Source organism: Viscerimonas tarda, assembly GCF_054601255.1.
Window position 1 is genome coordinate 88,575 of the sequence record NZ_BAAHWV010000010.1, and the last position, 26,381, is coordinate 114,955.

General features: G+C 42.8%; 24 protein-coding genes. 12 read left to right on the forward strand and 12 right to left on the reverse strand.

The genetic code is table 11. The annotated features are described in order from the left end of the window. Positions 1–87 precede the first annotated feature (87 nt). A complete protein-coding gene (locus ACYPWY_RS06235) occupies positions 88–1,368 on the forward strand; it encodes a bifunctional folylpolyglutamate synthase/dihydrofolate synthase (protein WP_459684575.1) in 1,281 nt (426 codons plus the stop codon). Between the two features lie 107 nt (positions 1,369–1,475). Here the strand turns inward: ACYPWY_RS06235 and ACYPWY_RS06240 are convergent, their stop codons facing one another. From ACYPWY_RS06240 to thiL, 3 genes are all read right to left on the reverse strand, one after another. Continuing rightward, on the reverse strand, positions 1,476–2,249 hold the full coding sequence (locus ACYPWY_RS06240) for an META domain-containing protein (RefSeq protein WP_459684576.1): 774 nt from the start codon (positions 2,247–2,249) through the stop codon (positions 1,476–1,478). Between the two features lie 111 nt (positions 2,250–2,360). After that, the gene (locus ACYPWY_RS06245; protein WP_459684577.1) at positions 2,361–2,909 is read right to left on the reverse strand and encodes a 1-acyl-sn-glycerol-3-phosphate acyltransferase; all 549 of its coding nucleotides are present in this window, start codon (positions 2,907–2,909) and stop codon (positions 2,361–2,363) included. A 590-nt stretch (positions 2,910–3,499) separates the two neighbouring features. Beyond that, the gene (gene thiL / locus ACYPWY_RS06250; RefSeq protein ID WP_459684578.1) at positions 3,500–4,522 is read right to left on the reverse strand and encodes a thiamine-phosphate kinase; all 1,023 of its coding nucleotides are present in this window, start codon (positions 4,520–4,522) and stop codon (positions 3,500–3,502) included. Between the two features lie 369 nt (positions 4,523–4,891). Here thiL and ACYPWY_RS06255 point away from each other — a divergent pair, with 369 nt between their 5' ends. From ACYPWY_RS06255 to ACYPWY_RS06265, 3 genes are read left to right on the forward strand one after another with little or no spacing between them, the layout of a single operon-like run. Then, on the forward strand, positions 4,892–5,074 hold the full coding sequence (locus tag ACYPWY_RS06255) for a DUF3990 domain-containing protein (protein WP_459684579.1): 183 nt from the start codon (positions 4,892–4,894) through the stop codon (positions 5,072–5,074). A gap of 2 nt (positions 5,075–5,076) precedes the next feature. Beyond that, positions 5,077–5,319 (forward strand): hypothetical protein, encoded by a 243-nt coding sequence (locus ACYPWY_RS06260; protein WP_459684580.1) that lies wholly within the window; start codon positions 5,077–5,079, stop codon positions 5,317–5,319. Between the two features lie 5 nt (positions 5,320–5,324). Beyond that, on the forward strand, positions 5,325–5,525 hold the full coding sequence (locus ACYPWY_RS06265; protein WP_459684581.1) for a DUF3791 domain-containing protein: 201 nt from the start codon (positions 5,325–5,327) through the stop codon (positions 5,523–5,525). 18 nt (positions 5,526–5,543) lie between these two features. Here ACYPWY_RS06265 and ACYPWY_RS06270 read toward each other — a convergent pair whose 3' ends face one another. Together ACYPWY_RS06270 and ACYPWY_RS06275 are read right to left on the reverse strand one after the other, a co-directional pair. After that, complete coding sequence (locus ACYPWY_RS06270; protein WP_459684582.1) at positions 5,544–6,239, reverse strand: hemerythrin domain-containing protein; 696 nt, start codon at positions 6,237–6,239, stop codon at positions 5,544–5,546. Beyond that, the gene (locus ACYPWY_RS06275; protein WP_459684583.1) at positions 6,236–6,832 is read right to left on the reverse strand and encodes a helix-turn-helix transcriptional regulator; all 597 of its coding nucleotides are present in this window, start codon (positions 6,830–6,832) and stop codon (positions 6,236–6,238) included. The genes ACYPWY_RS06270 and ACYPWY_RS06275 overlap by 4 nt, the downstream gene beginning before the upstream one ends. A gap of 542 nt (positions 6,833–7,374) precedes the next feature. Between ACYPWY_RS06275 and ACYPWY_RS06280 the strand changes: the two genes are divergently transcribed. The 3 genes from ACYPWY_RS06280 (at position 7,375) to ACYPWY_RS06290 (ending at position 9,846) form a co-directional block, all read left to right on the forward strand. Continuing rightward, entirely contained in the window at positions 7,375–7,953 is a 579-nt protein-coding gene (locus ACYPWY_RS06280) for a YqhA family protein (RefSeq protein ID WP_459684584.1), read from the forward strand. Between the two features lie 70 nt (positions 7,954–8,023). After that, positions 8,024–8,278, forward strand: a complete 255-nt coding sequence (locus ACYPWY_RS06285) for an NAD(P)/FAD-dependent oxidoreductase (protein ID WP_459684585.1) — start codon at positions 8,024–8,026, stop codon at positions 8,276–8,278. A gap of 182 nt (positions 8,279–8,460) precedes the next feature. Further along, complete coding sequence (locus ACYPWY_RS06290; protein WP_459684586.1) at positions 8,461–9,846, forward strand: alpha-L-fucosidase; 1,386 nt, start codon at positions 8,461–8,463, stop codon at positions 9,844–9,846. 219 nt (positions 9,847–10,065) lie between these two features. Here the strand turns inward: ACYPWY_RS06290 and ftsH are convergent, their stop codons facing one another. The 3 genes from ftsH to ACYPWY_RS06305 form a co-directional block, all read right to left on the reverse strand. Continuing rightward, positions 10,066–12,081: an ATP-dependent zinc metalloprotease FtsH gene (gene ftsH, locus ACYPWY_RS06295; RefSeq protein WP_459684587.1), complete on the reverse strand. Its 2,016-nt coding sequence runs from the start codon at positions 12,079–12,081 to the stop codon at positions 10,066–10,068. Positions 12,082–12,128: 47 nt separating this feature from the next. Beyond that, entirely contained in the window at positions 12,129–12,488 is a 360-nt protein-coding gene (gene rsfS, locus ACYPWY_RS06300; protein WP_459684588.1) for a ribosome silencing factor, read from the reverse strand. 137 nt (positions 12,489–12,625) lie between these two features. Continuing rightward, on the reverse strand, positions 12,626–12,793 hold the full coding sequence (locus ACYPWY_RS06305; RefSeq protein WP_459684589.1) for a hypothetical protein: 168 nt from the start codon (positions 12,791–12,793) through the stop codon (positions 12,626–12,628). Positions 12,794–12,974: 181 nt separating this feature from the next. Between ACYPWY_RS06305 and miaA the strand changes: the two genes are divergently transcribed. Then, entirely contained in the window at positions 12,975–13,886 is a 912-nt protein-coding gene (gene miaA, locus ACYPWY_RS06310) for a tRNA (adenosine(37)-N6)-dimethylallyltransferase MiaA (protein WP_459684590.1), read from the forward strand. Here miaA and ACYPWY_RS06315 read toward each other — a convergent pair. After that, entirely contained in the window at positions 13,792–17,598 is a 3,807-nt protein-coding gene (locus tag ACYPWY_RS06315; RefSeq protein WP_459684591.1) for a restriction endonuclease subunit S, read from the reverse strand. The two genes, miaA and ACYPWY_RS06315, sit on opposite strands and share 95 nt — an antisense overlap. Positions 17,599–17,647: 49 nt before the next feature. Next, on the reverse strand, positions 17,648–18,478 hold the full coding sequence (locus ACYPWY_RS06320; protein ID WP_459684592.1) for an outer membrane protein assembly factor BamD: 831 nt from the start codon (positions 18,476–18,478) through the stop codon (positions 17,648–17,650). A gap of 275 nt (positions 18,479–18,753) precedes the next feature. Here ACYPWY_RS06320 and ACYPWY_RS06325 point away from each other — a divergent pair, with 275 nt between their 5' ends. From ACYPWY_RS06325 to ACYPWY_RS06340, 4 genes are all read left to right on the forward strand, one after another. Beyond that, positions 18,754–20,190 (forward strand): CCA tRNA nucleotidyltransferase, encoded by a 1,437-nt coding sequence (locus tag ACYPWY_RS06325; protein WP_459684593.1) that lies wholly within the window; start codon positions 18,754–18,756, stop codon positions 20,188–20,190. A 170-nt stretch (positions 20,191–20,360) separates the two neighbouring features. Next, positions 20,361–20,486: a hypothetical protein gene (locus ACYPWY_RS06330; protein WP_459684594.1), complete on the forward strand. Its 126-nt coding sequence runs from the start codon at positions 20,361–20,363 to the stop codon at positions 20,484–20,486. A gap of 169 nt (positions 20,487–20,655) precedes the next feature. Then, positions 20,656–22,179 (forward strand): glutamate--tRNA ligase, encoded by a 1,524-nt coding sequence (gene gltX / locus ACYPWY_RS06335; RefSeq protein WP_459684595.1) that lies wholly within the window; start codon positions 20,656–20,658, stop codon positions 22,177–22,179. An 81-nt stretch (positions 22,180–22,260) separates the two neighbouring features. Continuing rightward, on the forward strand, positions 22,261–23,499 hold the full coding sequence (locus ACYPWY_RS06340) for a 3-deoxy-D-manno-octulosonic acid transferase (RefSeq protein WP_459684596.1): 1,239 nt from the start codon (positions 22,261–22,263) through the stop codon (positions 23,497–23,499). Between the two features lie 81 nt (positions 23,500–23,580). Here ACYPWY_RS06340 and ACYPWY_RS06345 read toward each other — a convergent pair whose 3' ends face one another. Both ACYPWY_RS06345 and ACYPWY_RS06350 read right to left on the reverse strand, forming a co-directional pair. Beyond that, a complete protein-coding gene (locus tag ACYPWY_RS06345; RefSeq protein ID WP_459684597.1) occupies positions 23,581–25,041 on the reverse strand; it encodes a choice-of-anchor Q domain-containing protein in 1,461 nt (486 codons plus the stop codon). 78 nt (positions 25,042–25,119) lie between these two features. Then, the coding region (locus tag ACYPWY_RS06350) for a DUF2851 family protein (RefSeq protein WP_459684598.1) at positions 25,120–26,381 on the reverse strand (1,262 nt) is incomplete at its 5' end.

Genomic DNA, 26,381 nt, shown 5'->3' on the forward strand with positions numbered 1-26,381 from the left:
AAAGACAACTTCAGACAATAAAATACAGATGTGGCACGCCACGTCTCTACAAGCTTTGAACTTTGAACTTGAAACTTTGAACATTATATGAATTATCAAGAGACGCTAAATTATTTATACAATCAACTGCCTGTGTATCAAAACATCGGTGGAAAGGCGTATAAAGAAGGATTGGATAATAGCTTGCTATTGGATGACTACCTGGGGCATCCGCATAAAAAATACAAAACAATACATATTGCCGGCACCAATGGCAAAGGTTCTACCTCGCATATTCTGGCAGCTATCTTGCAAAAAGCCGGTTATAAAACAGGCCTATATACATCCCCTCATCTGGTCGATTTCAGAGAGAGAATCCGGGTGAACGGAGAAAAAATATCCAGGGATTACATCGTTGAGTTTGTTGAGAAACACCGCAGCTATTTCGAGCCTATAAGCCCGTCCTTTTTTGAGCTGACGATGATGATGGCCTTCCAATATTTTGCCGATGAAAAGGTGGATATTGGTATTATAGAAGTAGGATTGGGGGGACGCTTGGACAGCACCAATATCATTACGCCCGATTTGTCGGTTATTACCAATATCAGTTTCGACCATACCCGGTTTTTGGGCAATACATTAGCACAAATTGCTGGTGAAAAGGCCGGAATCATCAAAAAGGATATTCCGGTGATTATTGGCGAGGCCGAAGGTATTGTCCGTACTGTTTTTGAGGAAAAAGCCGCTCTTGTAGGCGCTCCCATTTTTTTCGCGGAAGATGATAACGCTATTTTGTCCTGTACCAGACAGGGTGGAAACTGGCTGCTTGAAACACTCGAATACCCCGCTCTTTGCTGCGAACTGGGTGGCAATTATCAACTAAAGAATGCGGCAACCGTGCTGAAAGCGGTGGAGACTTTAACGAAGCTTCACTACGCCATTCCCGCGAGGGCTGTGTATGACGGATTCGCCCAGGTGATTGAGCTAACCGGATTATCGGGCCGCTGGCAAAGATTGCAGGATGTGCCGAAAGTTATTTGCGACACGGGGCACAATGCGGGCGGAATTGAATATGTGGTCAAGCAACTGGAGGAGGAAAGTTATTCGCAGTTGCACATTGTAATAGGGATGGTGAACGACAAGGATATTTCGCAAATTCTGCCGCTTTTACCGCAAAAAGCGACCTACTACTTCAGCCGTGCAGCCATAGAGCGAGCCTTGGACGAAAACGAACTGAAGAAACAAGCCGGAACCTGTTTGCTGAAAGGAAAAGCATTCTCATCGGTAAAAGAAGCCGTAGATGCTGCCCTGAAAAATGCCGGTAAGGATGATTTAATCTTCATCGGTGGCAGCAATTTTATTGTGGCGGAAGCGTTACCGATGTTTTGAATTAGCAGGGAACTGTCCCAAAACTCTGTGTCATTGCGGGTCGGAGCCTGCAATGACAAAAAACTTATGAGACAGTCCCGTTTAAACAATGAGCGACTACTCAACTATTAGTTGTTCTTCGTAAAACGCAGTACTTCTACTCCGTTTTTCTTCAATACTAAGTTGTTGTTATTCAATTCAATATTGCTTGCTCCTGTAATTGTTCCGACAAATTTTTGTTCGCCTTCCATGTTTTCGCAAGCCCGGCGAGTTGTTCTTCCTGCGCTTACCGTCAAGGTATTTCCGGTAAGTGTAAACGGTGCATTGTAGGTGTTGCAGCCGGCGTTTCCTTTCAGGCTGTTATTTGCTGCATCAAACTCGATGCCGGGGAAGCTGGTTCCTTTGAAGTAAGTGTCAACCGGTGAGCCTTCTATGGATTGTAGAACCCAAGAAACTCCGGTTAAATCGGCCAGATTTAAAGTTTTTTCCTTCACAAATACCAGTACCTGTTTCCCTTTTTGTGTGAAAATCAGGTTCTCGCCATTCAACGATAGGGTGGACACTTCGGCCAATAACTGATAAAAAGCGCTTTCCTGATTTTGAGCAAAGCACATCTTTTGGGTGGAGACTACATTTGGCGCCGAAAATTCATTTTCTGTCAAAATAAAAACCCCCGAATAGTTGTTACAACCACCCGAACCCGATATACGCTTTTCGGTGATGTTGAATTCCAGCGTTGGAATCCCCCCTTTGAACGACTCGGCGACATCTTTTCCGTTGAAGGTTTTCAATGTCCATTTCCCATCCAGTTGCACAACGGACACATTTTTTACCGATTTACAACTCTGAGCAGTTAAAGCAAGTATTGCTAATAAAAAAACTGATAGTTTTAACAATTTCATATCTATTTCAAATTAGTGACTATATTGACACACAAAGTTAACAAACAGTTATCCTTTTATGTTCGGTATTGAGTAGTGTTTTTTATATTATTCTTTAGTTTTATCCGCCGGTCAGGTCGAAAACTTTTCAGGATGCCGTCCTGCAATGCCTTTGTAGTAAGCTTTAATTTCCTCTATATCCTTATCAACCTCTCCGGTCGGATAGAATACTTTTTTGAGATAGACCGCTTTTTCGACATAATCCATAGCGATGATAATGATGGGAACCTTGGCTGCCAAAGCGATGTAGTAAAATCCTTTTTTCCATTCACCGGTCTTTTTGCGTGTTCCTTCGGGCGTTATGGCCAGGTAAAACGTATCGCGCTTTGCAAATTCTTCGGATAACTGGTTTGTCAGAGCATTTTTCTTTTTTCTGTCCACCGGTATTCCGCCAAAAGCGCTGAAGAAGATGTTCATGGGGAAGAAAAACCAACTTTTTTTCATCAGGAAATGCGCCTTTTTCCCCACCGAAATATAGGCCAGTTTGCCGTAAATCAAGTCCCAATTGCTGGTATGAGGCGCTACACACAATATGCACTTGTCGGGATAATCGGTTATTTCGGTTATTCCGCTCACCTTCCAACCCAAACTCTTTAAAATAAATGCAAATAGTCTCCTCACCTTGTTTCTTGTTCGTTAATCAGTCTGCAAAGATAGGCATTTTTATTTTTCAATCCGCTGAAAAACAAAAATCTGTTTTCCAAACCCAACTTCTAATACTTGAAAGGGGGTTTACAGCTCACCAGCAAACCCCTGTGTTCAGGCCAATTTAAACAGAAAGAATTTTATTCGCCCTTTACGCTCCTCACGGTGACGGTACATCAGATTTTGAAAGGGCTGTCTCATAAGTCTGCTATCCCGTGCTTGACGCGGGATCTCCTAATAAAAATCAACTGAATGTCAGGAGATTGCGGGTCGGATCCCGCAATGACAACCTCAGAAAAAGACTTTTGAGACAGCCCCCTTACGGATTGACAGTCGATTTTCCCTGCCAAGCCACGCAGGGGGCGACACTTATTTTTACGACAATTGTCCGTAGGACATCCATATCAATAGAAAATTAGCATTACAATTCGCCTTTTCCCCGTAGGGGATACATCAATGAGCAGGTGAATGTCCTATATTTGCGCCAAATGACATTGATAGGTAAATAAAGAAATAGTGTTCTTTGAAATATTCAAAAAACAGCCACTCCTACGAAAGCTTTGAACTTAAAATGTCCAGCCTTGTGCTTTTAATTCCAGGCTGGCGCCATCGCGGGTTTCCAGAATAAGTCCGAAATCTTTTTTGGTAATGTGGCCGATAAGCTGCACTCCTTTTATTTTCGATACCTTGTCGAACAAATGAAGCGGAACGGTGAACAGCAACTCGTAGTCTTCGCCACCATTCAGGGCTACAGTCGTAACGTTCATGTTGAATTGTTCGGCCATCATTGCCGTCTGATAATCAATGGGGATGCGCTCTTCGTAAATATGGCAGCCGGTATCGCTTTGCTTGCAGATATGAATCAGCTCCGACGACAGCCCGTCCGAAATATCTATCATGGAGGTTGGCACAATGCCTTCTTCGTCCAGCAGGCGGATAATATCTTTTCGGGCTTCCGGCTTGAGTTGCCTTTCGAGCAGGTATTCTTTTCCGGCAAAATCGGGGGCGAAATTTTCTTTCCCGTCAAACACCTGCTTTTCGCGTTCCAAAAGCTGAAGCCCCATGAATGCCGCGCCCAAATCGCCCGAAACGCAAATCAAATCGGTATCCTTTGCGCCGTTTCTATATACCGCTTTAGTTGGGGCGCATTCGCCAATGCATGTTATGCTGATAACCAGACCCGTGAGCGAAGAGGAGGTATCTCCCCCGATAATATCGACTTGATATTCGGCGCAAGCCAACTGCAATCCGGCATAGAAATCCTCCATATCTTCCACCGAAAACCGTTTCGACAGTCCCAGCGATACGGTTATCTGCTTGGGTTGTCCGTTCATGGCATAAATATCCGAGAAGTTGACAATCGCCGCTTTATAGCCCAAATGCTTCAGCGGCACGTAGGTCAGGTCGAAATGAATACCCTCCAACAGCAAATCGGTAGTTACCAATACCTGTGTGTTAGCGGCGTATTCGAGAACGGCGGCATCGTCGCCAACCCCTTTTATACAGCCGGAGTTTTTCAATTGAATATTTTCGGTCAGGCGTTTGATAAGCCCAAATTCTCCCAAAGTTGCTATTTCGGTGCGTTTCATTTTGATTTCTTTTTTCAATAACAAAGTAAATACTAATTTCCGAATTAACCTATTGGGGGATTATTTTTCATAGGGTTTGCGTGGTTGGTTTTGTAGAGGTGTGGCATGTAATTATGCCAAACAAAAGAAAGAAGTTCCCACAAGAAATCAATACTCAATCACGTCTATTGAGCCGTTTGAATAAAAAAAATCGCTTTCAGATTTACGCCGCAGGATCGTGCATCGCTACTGAAAGATAACCTTTTTTATATCCCACAGAGGGGTGATATTATTTTCTGATATGCGACAGGTTTTGGAAAATAGTTGATTGAAAATCAAATATAAAGTTGTAATTTTGTAACAACAGCTTTTGCAGGCATTTGATGAAATATGGAATTATATCACGGAAGCAACCAAATAATAACCCAGTCCCAATTATTAGCGGCAACGCACCCGCTTGATTTTGGAGCAGGTTTTTATGCTACAACAAATTTTGAGCAGGCAATGGCCTTTGCAAAAAAAATTATACAGTGGCGTGGTGGCCGTGCTGTTATTAACATTCAAGGAATATAAATATGTCTGATAAAAAGTTTTCGTTGATGCTTTGGTGCATAACGCAAGGTTTAGTAGAAAAAATAATGGAAGCGAAGCATGTTGGTTTCCGTAAGGCTACCGAAATGTTGATGAAGTCGAAAACTTATTCGATGCTTGAAAAAAAGGAAAATAATTTATGGCAATTCAGTAATGTGTTTTTGTATAGAGTATTTGAGAACGAAGTTGTTACCAATAAATTTGAAATGCCCGATGTAATATTGTAAAAGATATGACTGATAAAGAAAAATACACATTGTTCCTTTTGGAAGAATACAGAGCCAAGCAAAACATTTCGGCAAGTGAAGCGTTTGATTTCTTTACCGAGAATAAGCTGTTTGACTATATAGACGAAACCTACGATGCCATTCATACCGAAGATACGGATTTTGTGGTATCGCAATTGATAAATAATACTATAAATAAAGAATAATCACCGCTTCAAAAACAATTAGCCTTTCCCCTCAATCTTCTTCACGCGGGGAATAATCAGGTTATCCTCTATAAATGTGTGTTTTTCCAGTTCTTCCTGCGTCATATACAGTTCGATGAGGATGTTTGTCATCAACTTTTGGTTTTCTATGCCCGAGATGTATTTCATCAGGATGCGCTTCAGGTCGTTGACTTTTTCGTCGATGTTGTTGTGCCTTTTTTCAAAGATTTTTATCGAATATTTATCGGTGTTTTTCTGGCTGATAAGCGACCGGACGTAGGGGAACACCACCTCATTCTCGTAAACCATGTGGTCGGATACTTCCTGCATATAGTTGTCGAAGAAGCCGAGAACTACCTCCTGCTGAATATTTTCCTTGTTAGCAAAAATTATTTTCAGATTCTGCCGGATGCCGGGCAAGCGGTCTTCGAGGAAGTAGGTATGCGATTTTTTGAGGTAAAACAAAAATGGTTCGAGGGGTAGCTTGTCGAACTCCTCGTGCATGTTCACCTTCGACATGCCCGATTGAAAATTTGCCAGAAAAATAAAGCAATCGGGGTCGAAATTGCTTTGACGGCAAACGCTATCCACGCTTTTCTCGCCAAAACCCAACGAAATATCCAAGCGCATTAATAACAATAACAGTTGATAATCGGCATCAATCAGATCCGACATCTTCATCGACTTGCTGAATACAGTTGTAATATTGTTCATAGCGAAATATCTTTAATATCTACAAATTTGTTAATTATGGCATACACCGTCAAGCCCGAAGCGCTGTGTATGCCGAGTTTGCGCCCGATATTGCGGCGGTGAGTGATAACCGTATGGATGGAAATGTTGTGAAAATCGGCAATCTCCTTATTGCTCATCCCCTTGACAACACCGATGAGAATGTCTTTTTCGCGGTCGCTCAATTCCTCCTGATCGGGAGCTGTTTTGCTTTCCTTAAAGCATTTGTCGAGCGCCTCTTCTATCTTGCTTTCCGAATCGTTGATGCGGATGACGTCATCGTACGAGCGGTAGAATTGTTCGTCTATCAGGTTGTACACCAGCGCAATAACCGATGTGTCTTTACTCACTTTCAGCTGTTGCCTCACATCCTGCTTAAAACTGTGTCCCAACAGCATCGGGTTGATAATCAACGCATCGGGCGCCAAAATATCCACCTGATAGGAAATATTCTCATGCTCTTTCAGCTCCACCACCTTTGCCACTGTCGGTAGTTGCGATAAAGCATAAACAAGCCCCTTGCGAATGATGTACGAAGTTTCGGCAATAGCCAGTATTTTCTTTGAATTAGGCATCTACGAGCAGTTCTTATATAGAATGATTCTTTATAACTGCAAATTTGGCGATAATTATTTTAACCCGCAAGCATTCGGAGAGGAATAATCAGGGCAAATGCATGAATCTACTTTTTTTCATGCGTTTGCCATTCTTATTCATGATTTAAGAGAACAATATTATAACAATCCCCTTGTTCGGTGTAGTTTTTAACTATAGCTACCAATTAAGGCTTTCAGCCTTACCTAACGGCTATCAAAAAAATCTTAATTGTTTTTAGTGGACATGTGTGTATCGAATACGCCCGCATTTGTGTAGGTGTATTATTTATCGTAGCAACTCATTCGCGGCAGCGGGCGAAAGATATTTCGCCCCTACGGAAAATACGGACGCGTAACCCATTCGCGGCATGCCACGACCCTGCATTATTCCCATTGGCAAATTATTCTCATTATTCCCATTTCATTTTTTTTCCGCCCCAATCGCTATAAATTATAAACTATTTGTATATTTACGTCAATTTTGAAAAATAGTGTTTTCCCCGAAAAAAAAGTAAAATCACATGAAAGACGTAAAGAAAATAATTGAAAATGTTTTTGAATCTTTTCTGTTCAACTGCCGTTTTATAACGCTTATTGCTGTGTTGGGCTCCTTGGCTTCGGCCATTATTATGTTTATTAAGAGTACCTTGCAGGTGGTGAACGGGCTGATTATTTTTATTCACGATATTCAATTTTCCACTACGATAGAGGAGGGGCATGGCTCCGATTTGGTGGCGCTGTTTGTTTCTTCGGTTGACGAATACTTGTTTGCCACCGTGCTGCTGATATTCAGTATGGGCCTGTACGAGTTGTTCATCAGCAAAATCGACCCGGCCAGCCGCCGCTCCGATACGCGACCAAATTGGTTGAAAATCAACAGTATAGATGACCTGAAGAGTTCGCTCGGAAAGGTTATCCTGATGGTGTTGATTGTTTCCTTCTTCGAGCACTCGCTGAAAATCAAGTACGACAGCGCACTCGAACTGTTGTTCCTTGGTATTGGCGTGCTTTTTGTGTCGGCGGCGCTCTACCTTACTCATGCCCAGCATAAACACAAGCACAAAGAGGAGGAAGCCGAAGACGACGGGGACGACTGGTAATTCCCTTTCAACTTGTTGCGAAACAAGAAAATTGAGCTGTTATAATTATTTTATGTTAAAATGTGGGTATATGCTAAAAGAATTTTTGCCGGATGTGCCATTCGACGAGATTCCCTTGAACGCCAGGGTAAGCAAGGACACCACACTTTTATTGAGCGAGAACGGTTCGATAAAAGTCCCGGTTCATCCTCCCTACATGAGCAATGCCGGAAATTACACGGCTTCGTTGGGCGAGCTATGCCGTTATCTGGCCAAAAAAGCCGAAGAAAAAGGGGTAGAAATATACGCCGGATTTTCGGTCAGCGATGGGAATAGGGTAATCTGAAATTATTCTTGATGAATAACTTCGGTTAATTGTATTTAACAGAAAAATGGCATATATTTGAAGCGATTATTCCGGCTGAGATTAATGGGCTTCGTCCCACCGAGGTAATCATCTCAAAGAATAGCCCTGTGAGAAAGGGAAATGAATTTTTAGAAGTCCTCGTTAACATTCATCTGAAAATCATGAAAAAAGGAATTGTATTACTTAGTGTAATCCTGTTACTCTCTGTGGGTCTTTTGGCTCAAAAAAATTACACGGCAACTTGGGAATCTATCGACAGCCGTCCGGTTCCGGGGTGGTTTACGGATGCTAAATTTGGCATCTTCATTCATTGGGGTCTTTACAGCGTTCCGGCCTGGGGGCCACTTCCTTCCGATGGCGCAAATGTTTACGATTGTTATGCGGAATGGTATTGGATGAAATTAATGGATAAGAATAACAGACTGAATCCATTATATGTCAAATTTCATAACAAAAATTACGGCGAGAATTTTACCTATCAGAATTTTGTAAACCGGTTTACCTGCGAAATGTTTAAACCTGCCGATTGGGCGAAGCTCCTCCGAGAATCCGGCGCCCGGTATGTGGTATTGACATCCAAACATCACGATGGCTTTGCCTTGTGGCCGAGCGAGCATGCTTGGAACTGGAATGCCGTAGATGTGGGGCCTCATCGCGACTTGGCCGGCGACCTAACTACAGCCGTCAAGAAAGAAGGTTTGCACATGGGTTTCTATTATTCGTTGTATGAATGGTTTAATCCTTTGTACAAATCGAACCTCGACGAATATGTGAAGGATCACATGACTCCGCAAATGAAAGACTTGATAAACCGCTATCATCCTGACGTGCTATGGACAGACGGAGAATGGGATATACCCTCTGAGAAATGGAAAAGTACAGAATTTCTCGCGTGGCTATATAACGAATCGCCGGTGAAGGAAACCGTGGTTGTGAACGACCGTTGGGGAAAGGAAACGCGCAGTCGGCATGGCGGAATATACACTACTGAATATGATTTGGTGCACGATGGAAAAATGGATTCCAATGTACAGCATCCTTGGGAAGAGTGTCGGGGCATCGGACATTCCTTCGGCTTCAACCGGAACGAACAATTGGATGATTACAGCAGTTCGGAGGAATTGGTACACGTATTGATAGAAAAGGTCTCCATGGGTGGGAATCTCCTGCTCAACATCGGCCCAACGGCCGACGGGCGTATTCCCGTCATCATGCAGCAACGACTAATTGATATAGGGCGGTGGCTGAAGCGGAACGGCGAATCTATTTATGAAACGCGGGCTTGGAGTGTCGCCTCCCGGCAACCCGATATTCAGGCTTATTTTACCACCAAAGGAAAAGACCTGTATGTTATTTGCACCAGCTACCCTGAAAAAGCTATTACTGTCAACGGCCTTACTCAAAAACCTTCGTCCGTAAGTTTATTAGGAAGCAATGTCAAGGTTCATTTTTCACGAAGCGGCAAAAATCTGACGATTACCCCCCCATCGCTTTCGCCCACCGATGGCGAATATGCATGGGTGTTTAAACTTTCAGAATGTTTATAGACCTCTGTTGGGATTTTTAGGGAAAGGAGAAAAACGCCGCAAAGTAGCAATATATCCCAGCCCAACGGCAAGGCTTTGGGGCATGATATAGACATCATTGGATGGGCTGTAAGTTTGGCGCTGTCAAAGGATGCGTTCAAGATGCGGGCGCCAAAAAATAGAGACGCACAAAATGTTGCGTCTCTACAAATATCTATATCACCAGAATATATCTCTTATTTACTTGCTAACCGCTTGTTCTTCCACCGGTTTATCAACTTCTTCACTGCTTGTTTTGCCGTCGGCATCATCCCTTTCTTCTTTCAAAATTTCGTCCGAGCGCGATACCCACTTCCTTTCTCCGAATATGGACTTCAGGTCGTCTGAGTAGATTACTTCTCTTTCGAGGAGTATTTCGGCTAGCTTACCGTGTCCCTCGGTATGTTTTTTCAGCAGTTCTTTTGCCCGTTCGTACTGGGTGTTAATCAGGCTTTGCACTTCTTTGTCTATCAAGAGCGCTGTTTCGTCGCTGTAAGGTTTTGTGAAGCCATATCCCTGATTTGTTGAGTCGTAGTACGACAAGTTGGGGAGTTTATCGCTCATCCCCATGTACGAAATCATGGCGTAGGCTTGTTTCGTTACCCGTTCGAGGTCGTTCATGGCGCCGGAAGAAATATGTTCTACAAAGACTTCTTCTGCCGCACGGCCACCCAGCAGGGCACACATTTCGTCGAGCATTTGCTCTTTTGTTGTTATCTGCCTTTCTTCGGGCAAGTACCATGCAGCGCCCAGGGCCTTGCCTCGGGGAACTATGGTAACTTTTACCAGGGGATTGGCATGTTCGAGGAACCAGCTCAGTGTGGCATGACCGGCTTCGTGAATAGCAATTGTCCGGCGTTCGTTGAGCGTAGTTACTTTATTTTTCTTTTCCAAACCGCCTATAATACGGTCAACCGCACTCAGGAAGTCTTCTTTCTGAACAATCTTCTTGTTGTTTCGGGCGGCTATCAATGCGGCTTCGTTACACACATTCGCAATATCTGCTCCCGAAAAACCGGGTGTTTGCCGTGCCAAAAACTCAATATCAACCGAATCATCTATCTTGATGGGGCGCAGATGCACCTTGAACACCTGCTTACGGTCGTTCAAATCGGGCAAGTCCACATGTATCTGCCTGTCGAAGCGGCCTGCTCTCAACAAGGCTTTATCCAGTATATCGGCTCTGTTGGTGGCCGCAAGAATAATTACACCGCTGTTGGAACCAAATCCGTCCATTTCGGTAAGCAATTGATTCAGTGTATTTTCCCGTTCGTCATTCGAGCCAAAGTTGGGGTTTTTGCCGCGGGCGCGTCCTATGGCGTCAATTTCGTCAATGAAGATGATACACGGCGCTTTTTCTTTGGCCTGTCTGAACAAATCCCTTACACGGGAGGCGCCCACGCCAACAAACATCTCCACAAAATCGGAACCCGAAAGCGAGAAGAACGGCACATTGGCTTCTCCGGCTACGGCCTTTGCCAACAATGTTTTACCTGTCCCGGGAGGGCCGACAAGCAATGCTCCTTTTGGTATTTTACCTCCTATTTCGGTGTAGCGGGTCGGGTTTTTAAGAAACTCTACAATTTCCTCTATTTCTTCTTTTGCTTCCGATAATCCGGCTACATCCTTGAACGTAACTTTAAGGTCGGAACCTTTATCGTAAAGTTGGGCTTTCGATTTCCCTACGCTGAAAACGCCACCGCCTCCACCGCTTCCACCGCCCGACATGCGCTTCATCAGGTAAATCCAGATACCGATAATGAGGATGAACGGCAGCAGGTTCAGGAAGATGCTGGTGAAATCGGAGCCGCTTTCGTAACTCACTTCTATGTTGTAATCGCCCGAGGCATTCAGCTTGTCATAAAAATCGGAGAACCGGTCGGCTGAAGGGATGCGAACCAATATAGACGGATCCTTTAGTTTAGCAACATCTTCTTTGAAGATGCGACTGGCCGAATCGGGACGGATAAAGGCATCCAGTGTATTCTTGTTGTTATAAACAACGATTTTGCTTACATAATTTTCCTTGGCATACTTCTGAAAATCAGACCATGAAACTTCTTTTACTGCTACGCTTTCGCCAATGAAATAGAGCCCAAGTATAACAAACAAAGCAATCAGATAAATCCAATAGGCATTGAATGGCACCTTAGAGCCTTTGGATCCGCCTCCTTTGGGTAGTGGAGGTCTATTTTTTCCTGTGTTATTTTTATCCATTTGTTCTTTTAAGGAAATAATTTTGAGTTTATCAACTGTTGATTTTTTCAATCAAGATTCGGAATATACGTCAAATCGGCATCAGCCCATAAGTGTTCGATGTCATAGAATTCGCGCAATTCGGGTATAAAGGTATGGACAATAACTGTGCCATAATCAATTCCTACCCATCTTGCTTCGCGCAAACCGTCGGTAGAAATCGGCCTTTCATTCGCTTTTTTCTTCAAGTAATCAATAATCTCGTCGGATATAGCCGACACCTGTATAGGCGTATTTCCTTCACTGATAACAAAATACCGACAAATAGCGCCGGGTAATTTTGTCATATCGACTACTACGATGTTTTTTGCTTTTTTCTCCTGACAAGCAAATACAATATCATTTACTAAGTTTTGTATATCTTCCATTATGCAAGTGAGGCGCTCAGGCCTTTTTTATGTAAAACGAACGGTTTGCTATATGTTATACAGGGCAAACGCATGAAAATTTTTACTGCTTATACCTTTCGGTAAAATTGCTGCTATGAGCAGCGATTTGACTACGTCTATTTCCAATTCTCGCTACGCTCGAAATGACAGTCTCCTTTTTGGGAGAGGGGATGAGGAAGCGGCGGCGAAGCCGCCGCTTCCTCATCCCTTAAACCACTAACAGGCGAGTCATTCCGACCAAAGGGAGGAATCTCATCCGTAACAGTAGTACTAAAAATTTTCATGCGTTTGCCCTGACATGTTATAGCCGGAAATACCGCGTTGAACATTTAATTATTACCTTTGTCTGTTTTCGAGCCACAAAGATAAGCCGTTTTTTTTATATTATCGGCAGGAAAATGATTTATAGCATAGTCTTTTATATATTTTATCACATTATTTTTACTTGTTGCCTATATTTGCAGAATGAAAAAATACGATTTAATTACCATACTTGGCCCAACGGCTTCGGGAAAAACTTCGCTGGCTTGCCAACTTGCCTACGACCTGAAAACCGAAATTATCAGCGGTGATTCGCGACAGATATACCGCTCAATGAACCTGGGTACGGGCAAGGACTTGGACGATTACACCCTCAACGGCGCCCCCATTCCCTACCACCTGATAGATATTCGCGACGCCGGAGCAAAATACAATATATTCGAGTACCAGCACGACTTTCACCGGGCATACACCGATGTGAGGAGCCGGGGATTGTTGCCCATAGTGTGCGGCGGATCGGGGCTGTACATCGAATCGGTGTTGAAGGGATATTCGCTGATAAATGTGCCCGAGAACAAAGAACTGAGAAAAAAATACGAAGCGGAAAGTCTGGCAACGTTGACAAACATCCTGCTGTCCTACAAACCCTTGCACAACACCACCGACGTTGATACGGCACAACGGGCAATCCGCGCCATAGAAATAGAAGAATACAAAAAGAACCACCCCTTGGAACAAAACGAGTTCCCCCCCTTAAACAGCCTGATAACAGGTGTGGACATCGAACGCGACCTGCGCCGCCAGCGCATCACCAACCGCCTGAAAGCGCGCCTTGAGGAAGGAATGGTAGAAGAAGTAAAAGCCCTCCTCGACAGCGGCATCGCCCCTGACAACCTGATATACTACGGCTTGGAATACAAATACCTGACACTGTATGTGCTAAAAAAGCTAAGCTACGAAGAAATGTTCTCGCAACTCGAAATAGCCATCCACCAATTCGCCAAACGCCAGATGACCTGGTTCAGAGGAATGGAAAAACGGGGGCTTTATATCCATTGGTTGGATTATGGGTTGAGTATGGAGGAGAAGATTGAGGCGATTGAGGGGTGGATGTGAGGGTTATTAAATATTTTTTCAGAACCTCTTCTTTTTGCTTAGGAATTGCTGCTAATTGCTGTTCCAATTCGCTTATTTGGATTTCTATTTTTTCGATTCCGGCAACGATTTTTTGCTGCTCGGAAAGTGGGGGGAGAGGGATTTCAAAAGACGAAAATTGTTGCGCATTAATATTGGGTTGTGCTGTTCCCTGTCTATTTTTTAACACCCAACTTGTATAATTATCGGACTTTAAAATAAAATTCAAAAATTCAGGGAATAATAAATCTTTCTTAGTCTCAAATTTAATTAGATAACCTGCATATAATGCTTTTCCGTATTTTTTGTTATATAAAAACGTTTTTCCTGCGGTTGCGCCAGAACGAGCAAAAAGAAAATCGCCTTGTTTTAAAATGTATTTGTCTTCTACTTTTGCTGCAGTTTTCCAGTCATCATTCAACGTCCCATTATCATCAATGTCAGTAATTCTTACATAACGATAATCTGTCTTAGAATTTCCAACAACAGCGCTTTCGTTTGCCCCATACACTGGCTCATTAGACAATAATCCTAATTTTTCTGATTTATACTTCCCAAATAAATTATTTGCTTTTTCTGTAATGTCTTTTCTTAATTTTCCAATTTCCTCCTTCGCCTCCTCCTCTGTCTTTTCCAACACCTCAATTTCAGCAATAATTTTTTCTTGTATGTCTTTGGGTGGGAGAGGAATTTGAATATTATTGAACAAATCAATGTCAATATTTTTCTGTGCTACACCACGACCACAATCATATACAATATCTTGATTTAAAAATAAATAATAATCTAAATATTTTGGGTTTGTAATTTCATTATTAATGGAATTTAATGACATACCAGAATCATTCAAAAAGAACTTTCCCTCTATAAAGCGCACACAATTAGGCGACATTCCAAATCTTGAAATAATATAAACATTTTCTCTATTGAAAGTATTTGCTTTAAATGTTTCGCCACCACCGCCATAAACAGGGTAAATAGTTCCTTGCTCAGATTTTTTCACAATGCGAGTACCATAATCAATTATTGAAACCTCTTTTAGCCTTTTAATCTCATATTTACTCTCAATCTTTACTTTTTTTTTAATCGAAGTAGAAATATTTTTTTCAAAGTTCACTCTGTCAAAAGTCAGCATATCCACCAAATGCACACGGGATATATTTTCTTTCAGGCTCTCATGTATCGGGTATTCATAGTCATTTGCGAATGCTTTGTAAATGTAAGTACTTGCTTTTTCGTCATTTATAAATCTGTTTTCGTCAAACAATTTGGTGCATTCGTCAATGGTTTTACCGCGTTGTATGGGATGAATACCTTCGCTGCCTCTACGGTTAGAAAATTCGTAACCCAAGAAACGTTTTTCGGCGTCTTTTTCGCCTGTTTTTACCAATACTGTTTTTTGAGGATAAGTCAAAATAAAATAGAACAATTTTTCTTTTTCCAACTCAACAACTGTATTCCAAAAATCTTTTTCTGTTTTCGAACTTATTTTGTTTCGGTATTCCCTATAAATTTCGTGTGCCTCAATAGCTTGGTTAGGCGTTTTTTGTAATAGTGTGAGGTAATCGGAGAAAGAGATTCCCTCCCAAACGCGATTGACGTATTTTGCAACAGGTTTTTCTACACCGTTGAGCGTTACATCTTGCCAATCGGCGAAAAATCTATCAACCGATTTTCTTAAATTGATACTTGTATAATTGCTTCTACGGCGCAAGAAAAGCACAACCGTATTTGTGCCGGTTGCCATAAATGTATTGCTCCCCAATTCGGTAATGGCGATAATGTCAAAATATTGCAAAATAATTTCGCGCGCTTTGGTGTAAATGCCGGAATTACTCAATATAGAACTTGGCAAAATAACTCCTGCCACACCGCCGTCTTTGATCAGTTGCTTGGATCGTTCTATAAATAAACATTCTATTTCAGAACTATTGTCAGTGAGACTATTGTATAATTCAAAGTCTTCGCCTCCGTAATATTCCCTTGCTGCATTCTTGAACGCCGCAACCGAATAGGGGGGATTAGAAACTAACACATCAAATTGCTTATTTTCTTTTGTAAAATCTTTGTCGGTTTCTTTTAATTTTTCTTTGTAGTCGCTATGTTTGAAATTAGCAAGCCCATCCGAATGGATCACATTTGCTAACCCATCGCCGTGTAGATAACAACCCACTTTTACTACTTTTACTAAGCGGTAATCTTTTTCTATTCCATAGACATATTGTTCTGCCCAATCAAAATGTCTTATTTTTGAAACATCAATAAAACTTTTAGCCTCCGACTTTAAACTTTTAATATCGGCATTTATCAACAATCGTTGAATTTCATGCATACTCTCTGTGAGGAAGTGCCCGCTACCCGCCGCGTAATCAATTATATAAGGAAGTAAATCGTTTGGTTTTCCTCCGATTAGTTTTTCATTTACTATTTTATCAATCGGCAAGCTTCTGATAATAAACTGAGCCACAGGAACAGGAGTAAAGAACTGCCCAGATTCTTGCTTCAATCCGGTAGTAAGTAACAACTCGAAGAAATCGGAAAGATATTGCTGTTTTTTTGTATAACGTATTTTATATTTTTGCAATAATTCAACAACCTCTTTTACAACTTTTGCGTTTTCTTTAAACGATTTTTCGTCATAAACTTCTTTAATGGCAAATTCATTATTTTTTTCCAATCGTAGTTTGTAGAGAACATTTTCTTTAAATTTCTTTTTTAAATCATCGTTTCCGATAAACAATGATGCATATTGATTTTCAAATTCTTCATCGGAGAAATCAGTTACCTTTTTTTCTAAAAAACATTCCATCCCGTTTTTGTACAAATCTGTCAATCGCAGTTGAAAAGAAACATCATCATCTTTCCCTTCAATCCATTGAAAATCTAACTCTTCATCAGTTCCTTCTTTATCTTTTTCGTCATAAATCTTACAAAGAAATAGAGTGAAGATTTTATTGAAGGCATTTGGCTTATCTGAAACAACATTATGACGAAAGATTTCTAAAAACCGATTAAAAATAAAACTGCTATCTTCGGGCTTTATGTCTTCTAATTTTTCGATTGTGTATGCCTTAGGGGTAAAATTGTATGGGGGACTTTCCCAAACGCCATTATCTTTGCTTAGTTTATTCCATTTTTCGTAAAAATCTTTGACATCACCCGTCCGGTAATCGTCTTCAATTTTCACTATTTCGTTGCGATAAACTATTTCGTTCCCTTTTGGCTCGGATGCATACAGCATGATGACATCCGCTTTGTTGCTGAACTTGAAATAAGTAAATAGTTGTCCGCCATCGCGCTTCATGCGGGCAAATTCTTTTTCAAACTCTTTTCCGTAAGTTTTGCACTCAATGAGCAGATATTCCGATCCATCATCGCGGGTAACGCAAATATCCAACCTGCCCGAAGTGCCGTGTCCGGCAGGATATGTTTTCTCTAAAATAATATTCTCAGGTTTGTATCCTTTGGAAAGAAGTTTGTCAGCACATTCTAATACTACAAAGTTTTCGGGTTGAGAAAGATTTTGTGTTGTTTTGCTGTCCGAAGTAATCAGATTGCCATAATCTATAGTTTGTTTATCAAAATCTACTTCAATGCCATATCCATCACACGAGGCATACTTTTTCCGATATATTCCCGATGTGTTTTCTTTGGGAGTAAATCCTAGTCGCTCTATTAGTTTCTTGTAATCCATTCTTACTCCTGGTTATGAAATAGTTTTCTGCAAAAATAAGACATTTTGCTTACTTTCCCAATTGCTGTACGCTTTCTTTCACATCCAAATACCGAATTAACAATTCCGATTTCTCTTTTAAATTTTTCAAACTATCGCTTTGTTGCATCCATACCGAGAGTAGGTAGGAGTCGGATATGGCTTTTTTTGAGGCATTCGACAGGGTGAAGGATGTTGTGTTTTTACCTTTCAGCGTAATGGTCAATGGCTTGTCGTAATAGGCATATATAAATTGGGCGACATTGTTCTCGTCGCTTCCCGAAAACTTAATCACTTCGTATTGTTTACCGGCATCAGTAAACCGGAAGTTTAGCCCATCGCCATCTACCGGCAATGTTTCGGCAAAGTATCCGTCCTTTGTGCTCACACTCACCTGATTATGAAACCGGTTGCCTCCTATAAATACGCTTTCGAGGAAGAGACTGCCGTCTTCATTCACGCCCGAACGCAAACCGATGGCCGTCAGCAAGGGATTGGCGAAAACGCCTTTGGGTAAAAACCGGCCTGTTTCCTGGTATTCTTTGTTTATGTCATATACAAAATTCTTCTTAATGGAATCTATTTGTGGAGCGAGAATGGCAACGAGCGAATCGCAAACGGCTATTTGCCGGGTGTTTTCCGCCTTGCGTACTTCTTGCAACAGCGCCATGCTTTCTTTTATCTGCTCAAAGGCTTTGGGGAACAGTATCCTGATGCTGTCAATCTTCAGCTTGACCGTTTCGTAATCTCCCGCCTGATAACTGGTGCGGATAGTTTCGAAGTATAACTTGGCGTCCTTGTTTTTCTCGCCGCAGGCCGAAAGTAGAAGGCTGCATATTGCTAAAAGGCATATTTTTTTCATAAAAACGAATTTTATTTGTAGGGCTGTCTCGAAAGAACGCGAATTACGCAGATTACACAAATTTACGCAAATAAACCACTCTATCTTTTTCTTATTTAATTGAAATTCAACAATAAATAAATTGCGATAATTCGCGTAATCTGCGTAATTCGCGTTCAAAAATACTTATGAGACAGCCCCACTTACAAACATATAGCACACAAAAATAACAATATTCTGTGGTATCTGCTCCTTTTGTTATAAATTTGTGCACTTAAAAGGAAGAATAATAGCCGATGCAACTCGACCCAAGATATATAGACAAGCGCTTTTCGGGAAAAATATTTGACACCATTAGCCGGATAGCTGATGAGAAAGGCCTCGAATGTTACGCCATAGGCGGTTATGTGAGGGATGTGATATTGCACCGCAAATCGAAAGATATTGACGTTGTTACCGTAGGGCGGGGCATAGAACTTGCCGAAGCGGTTGCTACCGCCCTCGGAAGACAGGCCAGACTGGCTGTCTTCAAGTCTTACGGCGCCGCCCAAGTGAAATATAAGGACACCGAAATTGAATTTGTCGGCGCCCGTAAAGAATCGTATCAACGAAATTCGCGCAATCCCATTGTGGAAGACGGCTCCCTCGAAGACGACCAGAACCGGCGCGATTTTACCATCAATGCCTTGGCCGTTTGCCTGAACAAAGACCGCTACGGAGAGCTGCTCGACCCTTTCGACGGGCTTGGAGATATGGACAGGCTGCTGATTCGTACCCCGCTCGACCCGGCTATCACCTTTAGCGACGACCCCCTGCGCATGATGCGTGCCATCCGGTTTTCATCGCAATTGGGCTTTGATATTGAAGGCAGCACTTTTGAGGCCATCGCCGCCAACAAAAGCCGGATTGAGATTATTTCAAAGGAGCGGATTGTTGACGAGTTGAATAAAATTGTTCTGTCGCCAAAGCCTTCGGTCGGATTTATGTTGCTGTACCAAACGGGATTGCTCAACATTATATTTCCCGAACTGGTGGCGCTTAAAGGGGTGGAAACACGAGTAGGCATTGGGCATAAAGATAATTTCTTCCACACGCTCATGGTGCTGGATAACCTCTCGAAACGTACCGGTAACCTGTGGTTGCGCTGGTCGGCCCTATTCCACGATATAGCCAAACCGGCGACCAAACGCTTCGATAACAAGCTGGGTTGGACATTCCACAATCACAACTACATTGGGGAGAAAATGATTCCGGGCATATTCAGCCGGATGAAACTGCCTTTGAACGAAAAAATGCGGTATGTGCAAAAATTAGTGTCGTTGCACATGCGCCCTATCATACTGGTTGAGTCCGAAGTAACCGATTCGGCAGTGCGCCGCTTGTTGTTTGAGGCAGGAGACGACATTGACGATTTGATGATGCTGTGCGAGGCCGACATCACCTCTAAAAATCCCGAAAAGGTTCGCCGCTACCTGCACAACTTCGAGATTGTGCGCCGGAAACTGAAAGACATTGAGGAAAAAGACCATGTCAGAAATTTCCAGCCACCCATCAAGGGCGAAGAAATTATGCGCATATTCGGACTTTCGCCAAGCGAAGAGGTCGGGCGGTTGAAATCGTCTGTCAAAGACGCTATTATGGATGGCGTGATTCCGAACGAATACGATGCGGCTTACAAGTATTTGCTGGAAAAGGCCAAAAAACTGGGGCTAAAACCTGTTGCTAATCCTTAGAATTTGTTTCTGTTTTTTGCACATAAAATCTCCTCTTTTGGATGCCATAAAACACTGTAAAAAATAGAAGGACTATAAATGTAGGGCAAACGCATGAAAAATTTACGGCTTATGCCTTTCGGTAAAGTTGTTGATATGAGCAGGAGATTCCTCCCTTTGGTCGGAATGACTTGCCTGTTGGTGGTTTAAGGGATGAGGAAGCGGCGGCGAAGCCGCCGCTTCCTCATCCCCTCTCCCAAAAAGGAGACAGTCATTCCGACCAAAGGGAGGAATCTCATCCGCAACAGTGGTACTAAATTTTTAAGGTTTGCCCTGACTATAAATGCGGCTACTTATTGTAAAAAAGCGGGTGTTCGGCCTTTATTTTTTAAACAAAATACTATTTTAAGCATTTTGCTCACCCAAAACGCTACAATTTGATATATTTTATGTATTTTTGTCTCCATTTTCATATTTATTAAATAGATGACTCAGAAAATCAGGGTGCGTTTTGCTCCCAGTCCCACAGGGGCCTTACACATAGGCGGCGTTAGAACTGCCTTATACAATTACTTGTTTGCCAAGCAGCATAAAGGCGATTTCATTCTCAGAATAGAAGATACCGATTCGCAACGCTTTGTGCCCGGCGCCGAAGAGTATATAATTGAAGCACTAACGTGGTTGGGTCTGCAATTTGACGAAGGAACACATCTCGGAGGAAAATACGGCCCGTATAAACAATCGGAAAGGAAAGAAATATATAAGCAGTATGTCGATGTTCTTTTAAACAGTGGCAAGGCTTATATTGCCTTTGACACCCCTTCGGAACTCGAAGCCAAAAGAGCCGAAATAGCCAATTTCCAGTACGATGCTTCTACCCGTAACGCGATGCGGAACTCGCTCAGCTTATCGAAAGAAGAAGTGCAGTCGCTGATAGAAAAGGGGGAGCAATACGTTGTCCGTTTCAAAATAGAACCCAACGAAGATGTTGTTGTAAACGATGAAATTCGCGGCAAAGTGGTTATTAATTCTTCGATACTGGACGACAAGGTTTTATACAAATCGGCAGATAAACTCCCGACCTACCACCTGGCCAACATCGTTGACGACCATTTGATGGAAATAACGCACGTTATTCGCGGCGAAGAATGGTTGCCCTCGGCTCCGCTTCATGTGCTGCTCTACAAGGCATTTGGCTGGACGGATACCATGCCCCGTTTTGCCCACTTGCCCTTGTTACTGAAACCCGAAGGCAATGGAAAATTGAGTAAACGGGATGGCGACCGGCTGGGCTTCCCCGTATTCCCCCTCGAATGGAAAGACCCCGCCACAGGCGATATATCGTCGGGATACCGCGAAAGCGGATACTTGCCCGAAGCGGTAATCAACTTTCTGGCGCTGTTGGGTTGGAACCCGGGTAACGATCAGGAAATAGTGTCTTTGGACGACCTCATACAGTTGTTTTCGCTGGAAAAATGCAGCAAAAGCGGCGCCCGTTTCGATTACGAAAAGGCAAAATGGTTCAATCATCAATACCTTCAACAAAAATCCGACAGCGATATTGCCGCCTTGTTTCTGCCGACGCTTAAAGAACATAACATTGATGCTTCGAGCGAATATGCAGCCAAGGTTGTTGGCTTGGTAAAAGAACGGGTTTCGTTTGTCAAAGACTTATGGGATCAGTCGTTCTTCTTTTTCAAAGCGCCGGAATCTTACGATGAGAAAACCCTGAAGAAGCGTTGGAAAGCAGAAACGCCCGAACAACTGACAGAGCTAATCGCCGTTATTGAGGGAATAGCCGATTTCTCGGCTCACAATCAGGAAGAGGTGGTTAAATCGTGGATTGAAGCAAAAGGCTATCATCTGGGTAATGTGATGAACGCCTTCCGGTTGGCTGTTGTCGGCGAATCCAAAGGCCCCCATATATTCGATATAACAGCCGCCATAGGGAAAGAAGAAACGATTGAAAGACTGCATACAGCCTTAACTAAAATTGAAAAGCAAAATTAAGATTATAAGATTTTCATGCGCTGAACAAAGAAGTTGAGATCCTTTTATTTGTAGCCGACATGACAATAAATATCAAATATTATGTATAATTTCGTCATAGCATTATACGCATTAGCCGTCAGGGTGGTTTCGCCATTCCACAAAAAGGCTCGTTTGATGATAAAAGGGCATAAACAAGTTGCCGATAAATTGAAGAAAGAGATAGACCCAACCGCCAAGTATGTGTGGATACATGCGGCATCTTTAGGCGAATTTGAACAGGGACGACCCATAATTGAGCAAATAAAAGCCAATTATCCGCAGTATAAAATACTGCTCACTTTCTTTTCGCCTTCGGGATACGAGGTCAGGAAAAATTACGAGCTGGCCGATGTGGTTTGTTACCTGCCTTTCGACCGGAAGAAGTACGTCAAACGTTTCCTGAATCTCACCAATCCATCCCTTGCCATATTCATCAAATACGAATTTTGGTACAATTACATTCAAGCGCTCTACAAAAGAGGCATTCCTGTTTACATGGTATCGGCCATATTCCGCCCCAATCAACTGTTTTTCAGGTGGTATGGAAGAGGTATGCGCAGGATTTTCCGCTTCTATAAATGTATTTGCGTGCAGGACGAGAACTCTAAACGCCTGCTGGAGAAGATAGGAGCCGCCAATGTGGCCGTATGTGGCGACACCCGCTTCGACCGGGTACTCAGAATAAAAGAACAGGCGAAAGATTTGCCTTTGGTAGATGCTTTTTTGAACAATGGAACGGGAGAAAAGGACAAAACTTTGGTTGCCGGTAGTTCGTGGCCGAAAGACGAAGATATTTTCATCTCCTATTTTAATAACAGCAACATAAAACTGATTATTGCTCCCCACGAAATACACGAATCCCATCTGGCCTATATCGAAAGCCAGTTGAAACGCCCTGCCATTCGCTACACCCAAGCATCGCCGGAGACTATCGGCAATTACGATTGCCTGATTCTTGATACCTACGGCTTGCTGTCGGCCATATACCGCTATGGCGATATTGCCTATATCGGCGGCGGATTTGGCGTAGGCATCCACAATGTGGTGGAAGCGGCAGTTTATGGCATTCCCGTTATATTCGGCCCTAACTTCAAGAAGTTCAGAGAAGCAAACCAGCTGATTGAAACAGGTGGTGGCTATTCGATAAAAGACTTTGAAACCTTCAGAGGCCTGATGGAAGAATTTCTGCAATACCCCGAAGTACTAGCCTCTGCCGGAAATGCCGCCGGAAATTATGTCCTCAACAACGCCGGAGTGGTTGGTAGAGTGATGAAAATTGTTGAGTTGGAGGGTATTTGAATAATGAGAATAATATGCCAATGTGAATAATGTAGGGTCGTGGCGTGCCGCGACCCTACATTATTCGCATTATTATTCATATTACCAGATAATCTTTAAAAACTTTTCTTTACCATCGAAATTAACCTTAACGATGTAAATTCCGCGTTGTGGCAACAAAATATTGTTGACGGAAGATTGCCGGATATATTGTCCATTTGTATTATATAATACAATACCTTTGTTGTTCTCATCGGTGAAATACAAATAACCGTTTTGAATAAAATAAGACAAATTGTCGCTGGCTGGCATTTTAGTTAAGCTCAGATTCTGTAACTCATACGCGCCTAGGTCAATTGTCCCAAATTCAATGCGTTTATTGTTGCTAACATCTTTATTGCCATATTGAACAAGGTCGTAGTATAGATTATTACCGGCATCAATAGCCGGACTTGAGGCCTGTAACCTGAAATCGCCGTTTTCGACATCTACAAACTGCGGGTCTGCATTACTATTACCATCGGTAAATACAAAGGGTTCGGTCTCAATTGAAACATTTTTGAATATGTTGTTTTTTACTGTTCCTCCATCGTAAATTGAAATATCTATGTCGGTGTTGCCCCAAATTATGTTGTTATAAGCAAACCCACCACCACTAGGACCACCATCATTGTATACACCGCCTATATTAGCACTAACAGATTTATCGTCAATAACGCCACAGTTGTTCACTATTGTTGAGTTGATAAGAATACTCAGGTTCACAACTCCACCACCGGTATTGCCTACTTCTCCTGCTGTATTGTTGAATATTAAGCAATTAGATACTACTCCTGTTTTTTCTTGTCCACTAAAAGTACGAGTATTAAATATTCCGCCGCCAATACCCAGTCCACCACCCAGATTGTCTGATATTATGCTATTCAGTAGTAATCCCAAATTACATATACCGCCGCCATAGCCTATGGCAGAGGATCCTTTATTATACGAGACTACACAGTTTACAATGGTACCCGTGTTATTGTATATACCACCGCCATTTCCGACAGTAGAAAAGGATGCTACATTATTTTTTACAATGCAATACCGCAAGGTTGTACCCCCCATAATGTACGCTCCTCCTCCATTTTTAGGTTCAAAGACTGCATTCGTTGCATTTCCGCCGGTGATAATAAGGCCGGCACATTCGGTGTCGGCGCCGAAATTGGCTAATTGGGTCAGTACGCGGCCATTGCCTTCACTTTTCAGTATGGTTTTGTTGTTCACCGTATCGGGCGCCAAATACAGCTCTGTTTCATCGCCTGTAAAACCGCCATAGATACTAACTCCTTCTTTCAGAACAAAGCCATTACCTGCGGGAGCAGTATAAGCGCCTTTGGCCATCCATATCCGATCTCCCACATCCGATAAATTGATTATAGCTTGCAAGTCGTTTGACGCTAGCTCCCATGTTGTTCCATTGCCCGTCCCATCCGGTTTTACATAACGAATGTTTTGTGCTGTTGACGACATAAGTGTCAATAACGCAATTAATGCTAAAGATAAAAATTTCTTTGCTTCCATAAGCTAATGCAATTGAAGGTTTATATTTTTGCAAATTTAGGTAATATTTTTAGCTTATCACCCATGGCCGGTTAAAAATCATCTTTCCACCAGCATCCTGAACCCTATCCGGCAATACAGGCATTTGCGCTTGTCGCAATATTCTTTCCTCAGTTGTATCATGGCTTGCGAATCGTAGGCATTTCGGGCTTTGAGGCGGGCGATTGCAAAATCGCGGGTGATGAAGTTCGATTCGGGTTTTAACTGCTCCAAGAAGAGTAAGGCTCGCTCGCACAACTCTTCATTGCCAATACTCCGGCCATACGCAAAGAGTATGGGGGCAACCGTATTTATCAGGATAACATCCAGCGAAGAATCGCCCAGGTATTTCGACTTTCTTGGCGATTCGTCCCCAAGGGAATAATGCGTTTGCCAATATTCGGAGGCATTTTCGTGAAAAACCAGCCTTATTTGTCCCAAGTCTTTGCATTGGATGACTTTAGAGAACAAGCCCTGCGTTTTATACAGCAGCATGGCCAGCTGAGCCAGCCTGACAGACGGCGAGCCGGACGGTCGAACCCTCATCCGCATAAATAAATGGGATTCCAAGGGCGAAAGGCTGTATTTGTTTTTGAGGAAAAGGTATTCCTGACGCAAGCTTTTGGCGTATTCATCGGGCTGTTCATCCTCAAGCAGCCCCGCTTGTCCGAACAGTAAAGCTTCGATTTGCCGGATGTTGTCGCCCTGCTTTTGAATGTAGCGCAAGGGCAGGCTCAATGCCAGGCGTTCAAATATATCCGAGTTAAGTCCGAACCCAAAGTTGCGGGTCAGGAGAATGTAAAACACTTCTTCCCACGAGCCATTCGACTGCTCCAGATGCCGGTAAATATCGTTCGCCTTGCGTTCGAGCCGCTCAATAAGGAGGGCATTGAACCAGGCATTCAGGTGTACGGGCGGAACGGAAGCGATGAAATTGCAGCACGGAATGGGCACATCGGCATACAGCAAATAGTCGATATTGTCTTTCAACTGTTTGGGGTAGGTGATACAACATTGTTGTACCGGTTGGTTTGCTTCGTTACGCACCTCGCCGTTGGCAAATTCCACCACATGCAATACCACCGAGTTATAGACCGGATTGGATTCGTGGCGATGCTTGTACCAGTCGCCGGATGAAGTATGTATCTCGATATTTCCCGCCCAGGTTTTATCGCCGATTTTTATTTTGGCATTAAAAAAATCGGGGCCTCCATCGGTATTGTGTGTGCCGGCATCAATCACCTCAACAGGCGCCCCATCGGTCGTTTTCAGGTCGCGCTGAAAAAGGCGGTGTTTCCAAACATAGTGTAACAATTGCTCCA

Bases quoted from the DNA above. Each gene is read 5' to 3' on its own strand.
- ACYPWY_RS06235 (WP_459684575.1), top strand. From the start codon at position 88: ATGAATTATCAAGAGACGCTAAATTATTTATACAATCAACTGCCTGTG.
- ACYPWY_RS06240 (WP_459684576.1), bottom strand. From the start codon at position 2,249: ATGAAATTGTTAAAACTATCAGTTTTTTTATTAGCAATACTTGCTTTA.
- thiL (WP_459684578.1), bottom strand. From the start codon at position 4,522: ATGAAACGCACCGAAATAGCAACTTTGGGAGAATTTGGGCTTATCAAA.
- ACYPWY_RS06255 (WP_459684579.1), top strand. From the start codon at position 4,892: ATGGAATTATATCACGGAAGCAACCAAATAATAACCCAGTCCCAATTA.
- ACYPWY_RS06260 (WP_459684580.1), top strand. From the start codon at position 5,077: ATGTCTGATAAAAAGTTTTCGTTGATGCTTTGGTGCATAACGCAAGGT.
- ACYPWY_RS06265 (WP_459684581.1), top strand. From the start codon at position 5,325: ATGACTGATAAAGAAAAATACACATTGTTCCTTTTGGAAGAATACAGA.
- ACYPWY_RS06270 (WP_459684582.1), bottom strand. From the start codon at position 6,239: ATGAACAATATTACAACTGTATTCAGCAAGTCGATGAAGATGTCGGAT.
- ACYPWY_RS06275 (WP_459684583.1), bottom strand. From the start codon at position 6,832: ATGCCTAATTCAAAGAAAATACTGGCTATTGCCGAAACTTCGTACATC.
- ACYPWY_RS06280 (WP_459684584.1), top strand. From the start codon at position 7,375: ATGAAAGACGTAAAGAAAATAATTGAAAATGTTTTTGAATCTTTTCTG.
- ACYPWY_RS06285 (WP_459684585.1), top strand. From the start codon at position 8,024: ATGCTAAAAGAATTTTTGCCGGATGTGCCATTCGACGAGATTCCCTTG.
- ACYPWY_RS06290 (WP_459684586.1), top strand. From the start codon at position 8,461: ATGAAAAAAGGAATTGTATTACTTAGTGTAATCCTGTTACTCTCTGTG.
- ftsH (WP_459684587.1), bottom strand. From the start codon at position 12,081: ATGGATAAAAATAACACAGGAAAAAATAGACCTCCACTACCCAAAGGA.
- rsfS (WP_459684588.1), bottom strand. From the start codon at position 12,488: ATGGAAGATATACAAAACTTAGTAAATGATATTGTATTTGCTTGTCAG.
- ACYPWY_RS06305 (WP_459684589.1), bottom strand. From the start codon at position 12,793: ATGAAAATTTTTAGTACTACTGTTACGGATGAGATTCCTCCCTTTGGT.
- miaA (WP_459684590.1), top strand. From the start codon at position 12,975: ATGAAAAAATACGATTTAATTACCATACTTGGCCCAACGGCTTCGGGA.
- ACYPWY_RS06315 (WP_459684591.1), bottom strand. From the start codon at position 17,598: ATGGATTACAAGAAACTAATAGAGCGACTAGGATTTACTCCCAAAGAA.
- ACYPWY_RS06320 (WP_459684592.1), bottom strand. From the start codon at position 18,478: ATGAAAAAAATATGCCTTTTAGCAATATGCAGCCTTCTACTTTCGGCC.
- ACYPWY_RS06325 (WP_459684593.1), top strand. From the start codon at position 18,754: ATGCAACTCGACCCAAGATATATAGACAAGCGCTTTTCGGGAAAAATA.
- gltX (WP_459684595.1), top strand. From the start codon at position 20,656: ATGACTCAGAAAATCAGGGTGCGTTTTGCTCCCAGTCCCACAGGGGCC.
- ACYPWY_RS06340 (WP_459684596.1), top strand. From the start codon at position 22,261: ATGTATAATTTCGTCATAGCATTATACGCATTAGCCGTCAGGGTGGTT.
- ACYPWY_RS06345 (WP_459684597.1), bottom strand. From the start codon at position 25,041: ATGGAAGCAAAGAAATTTTTATCTTTAGCATTAATTGCGTTATTGACA.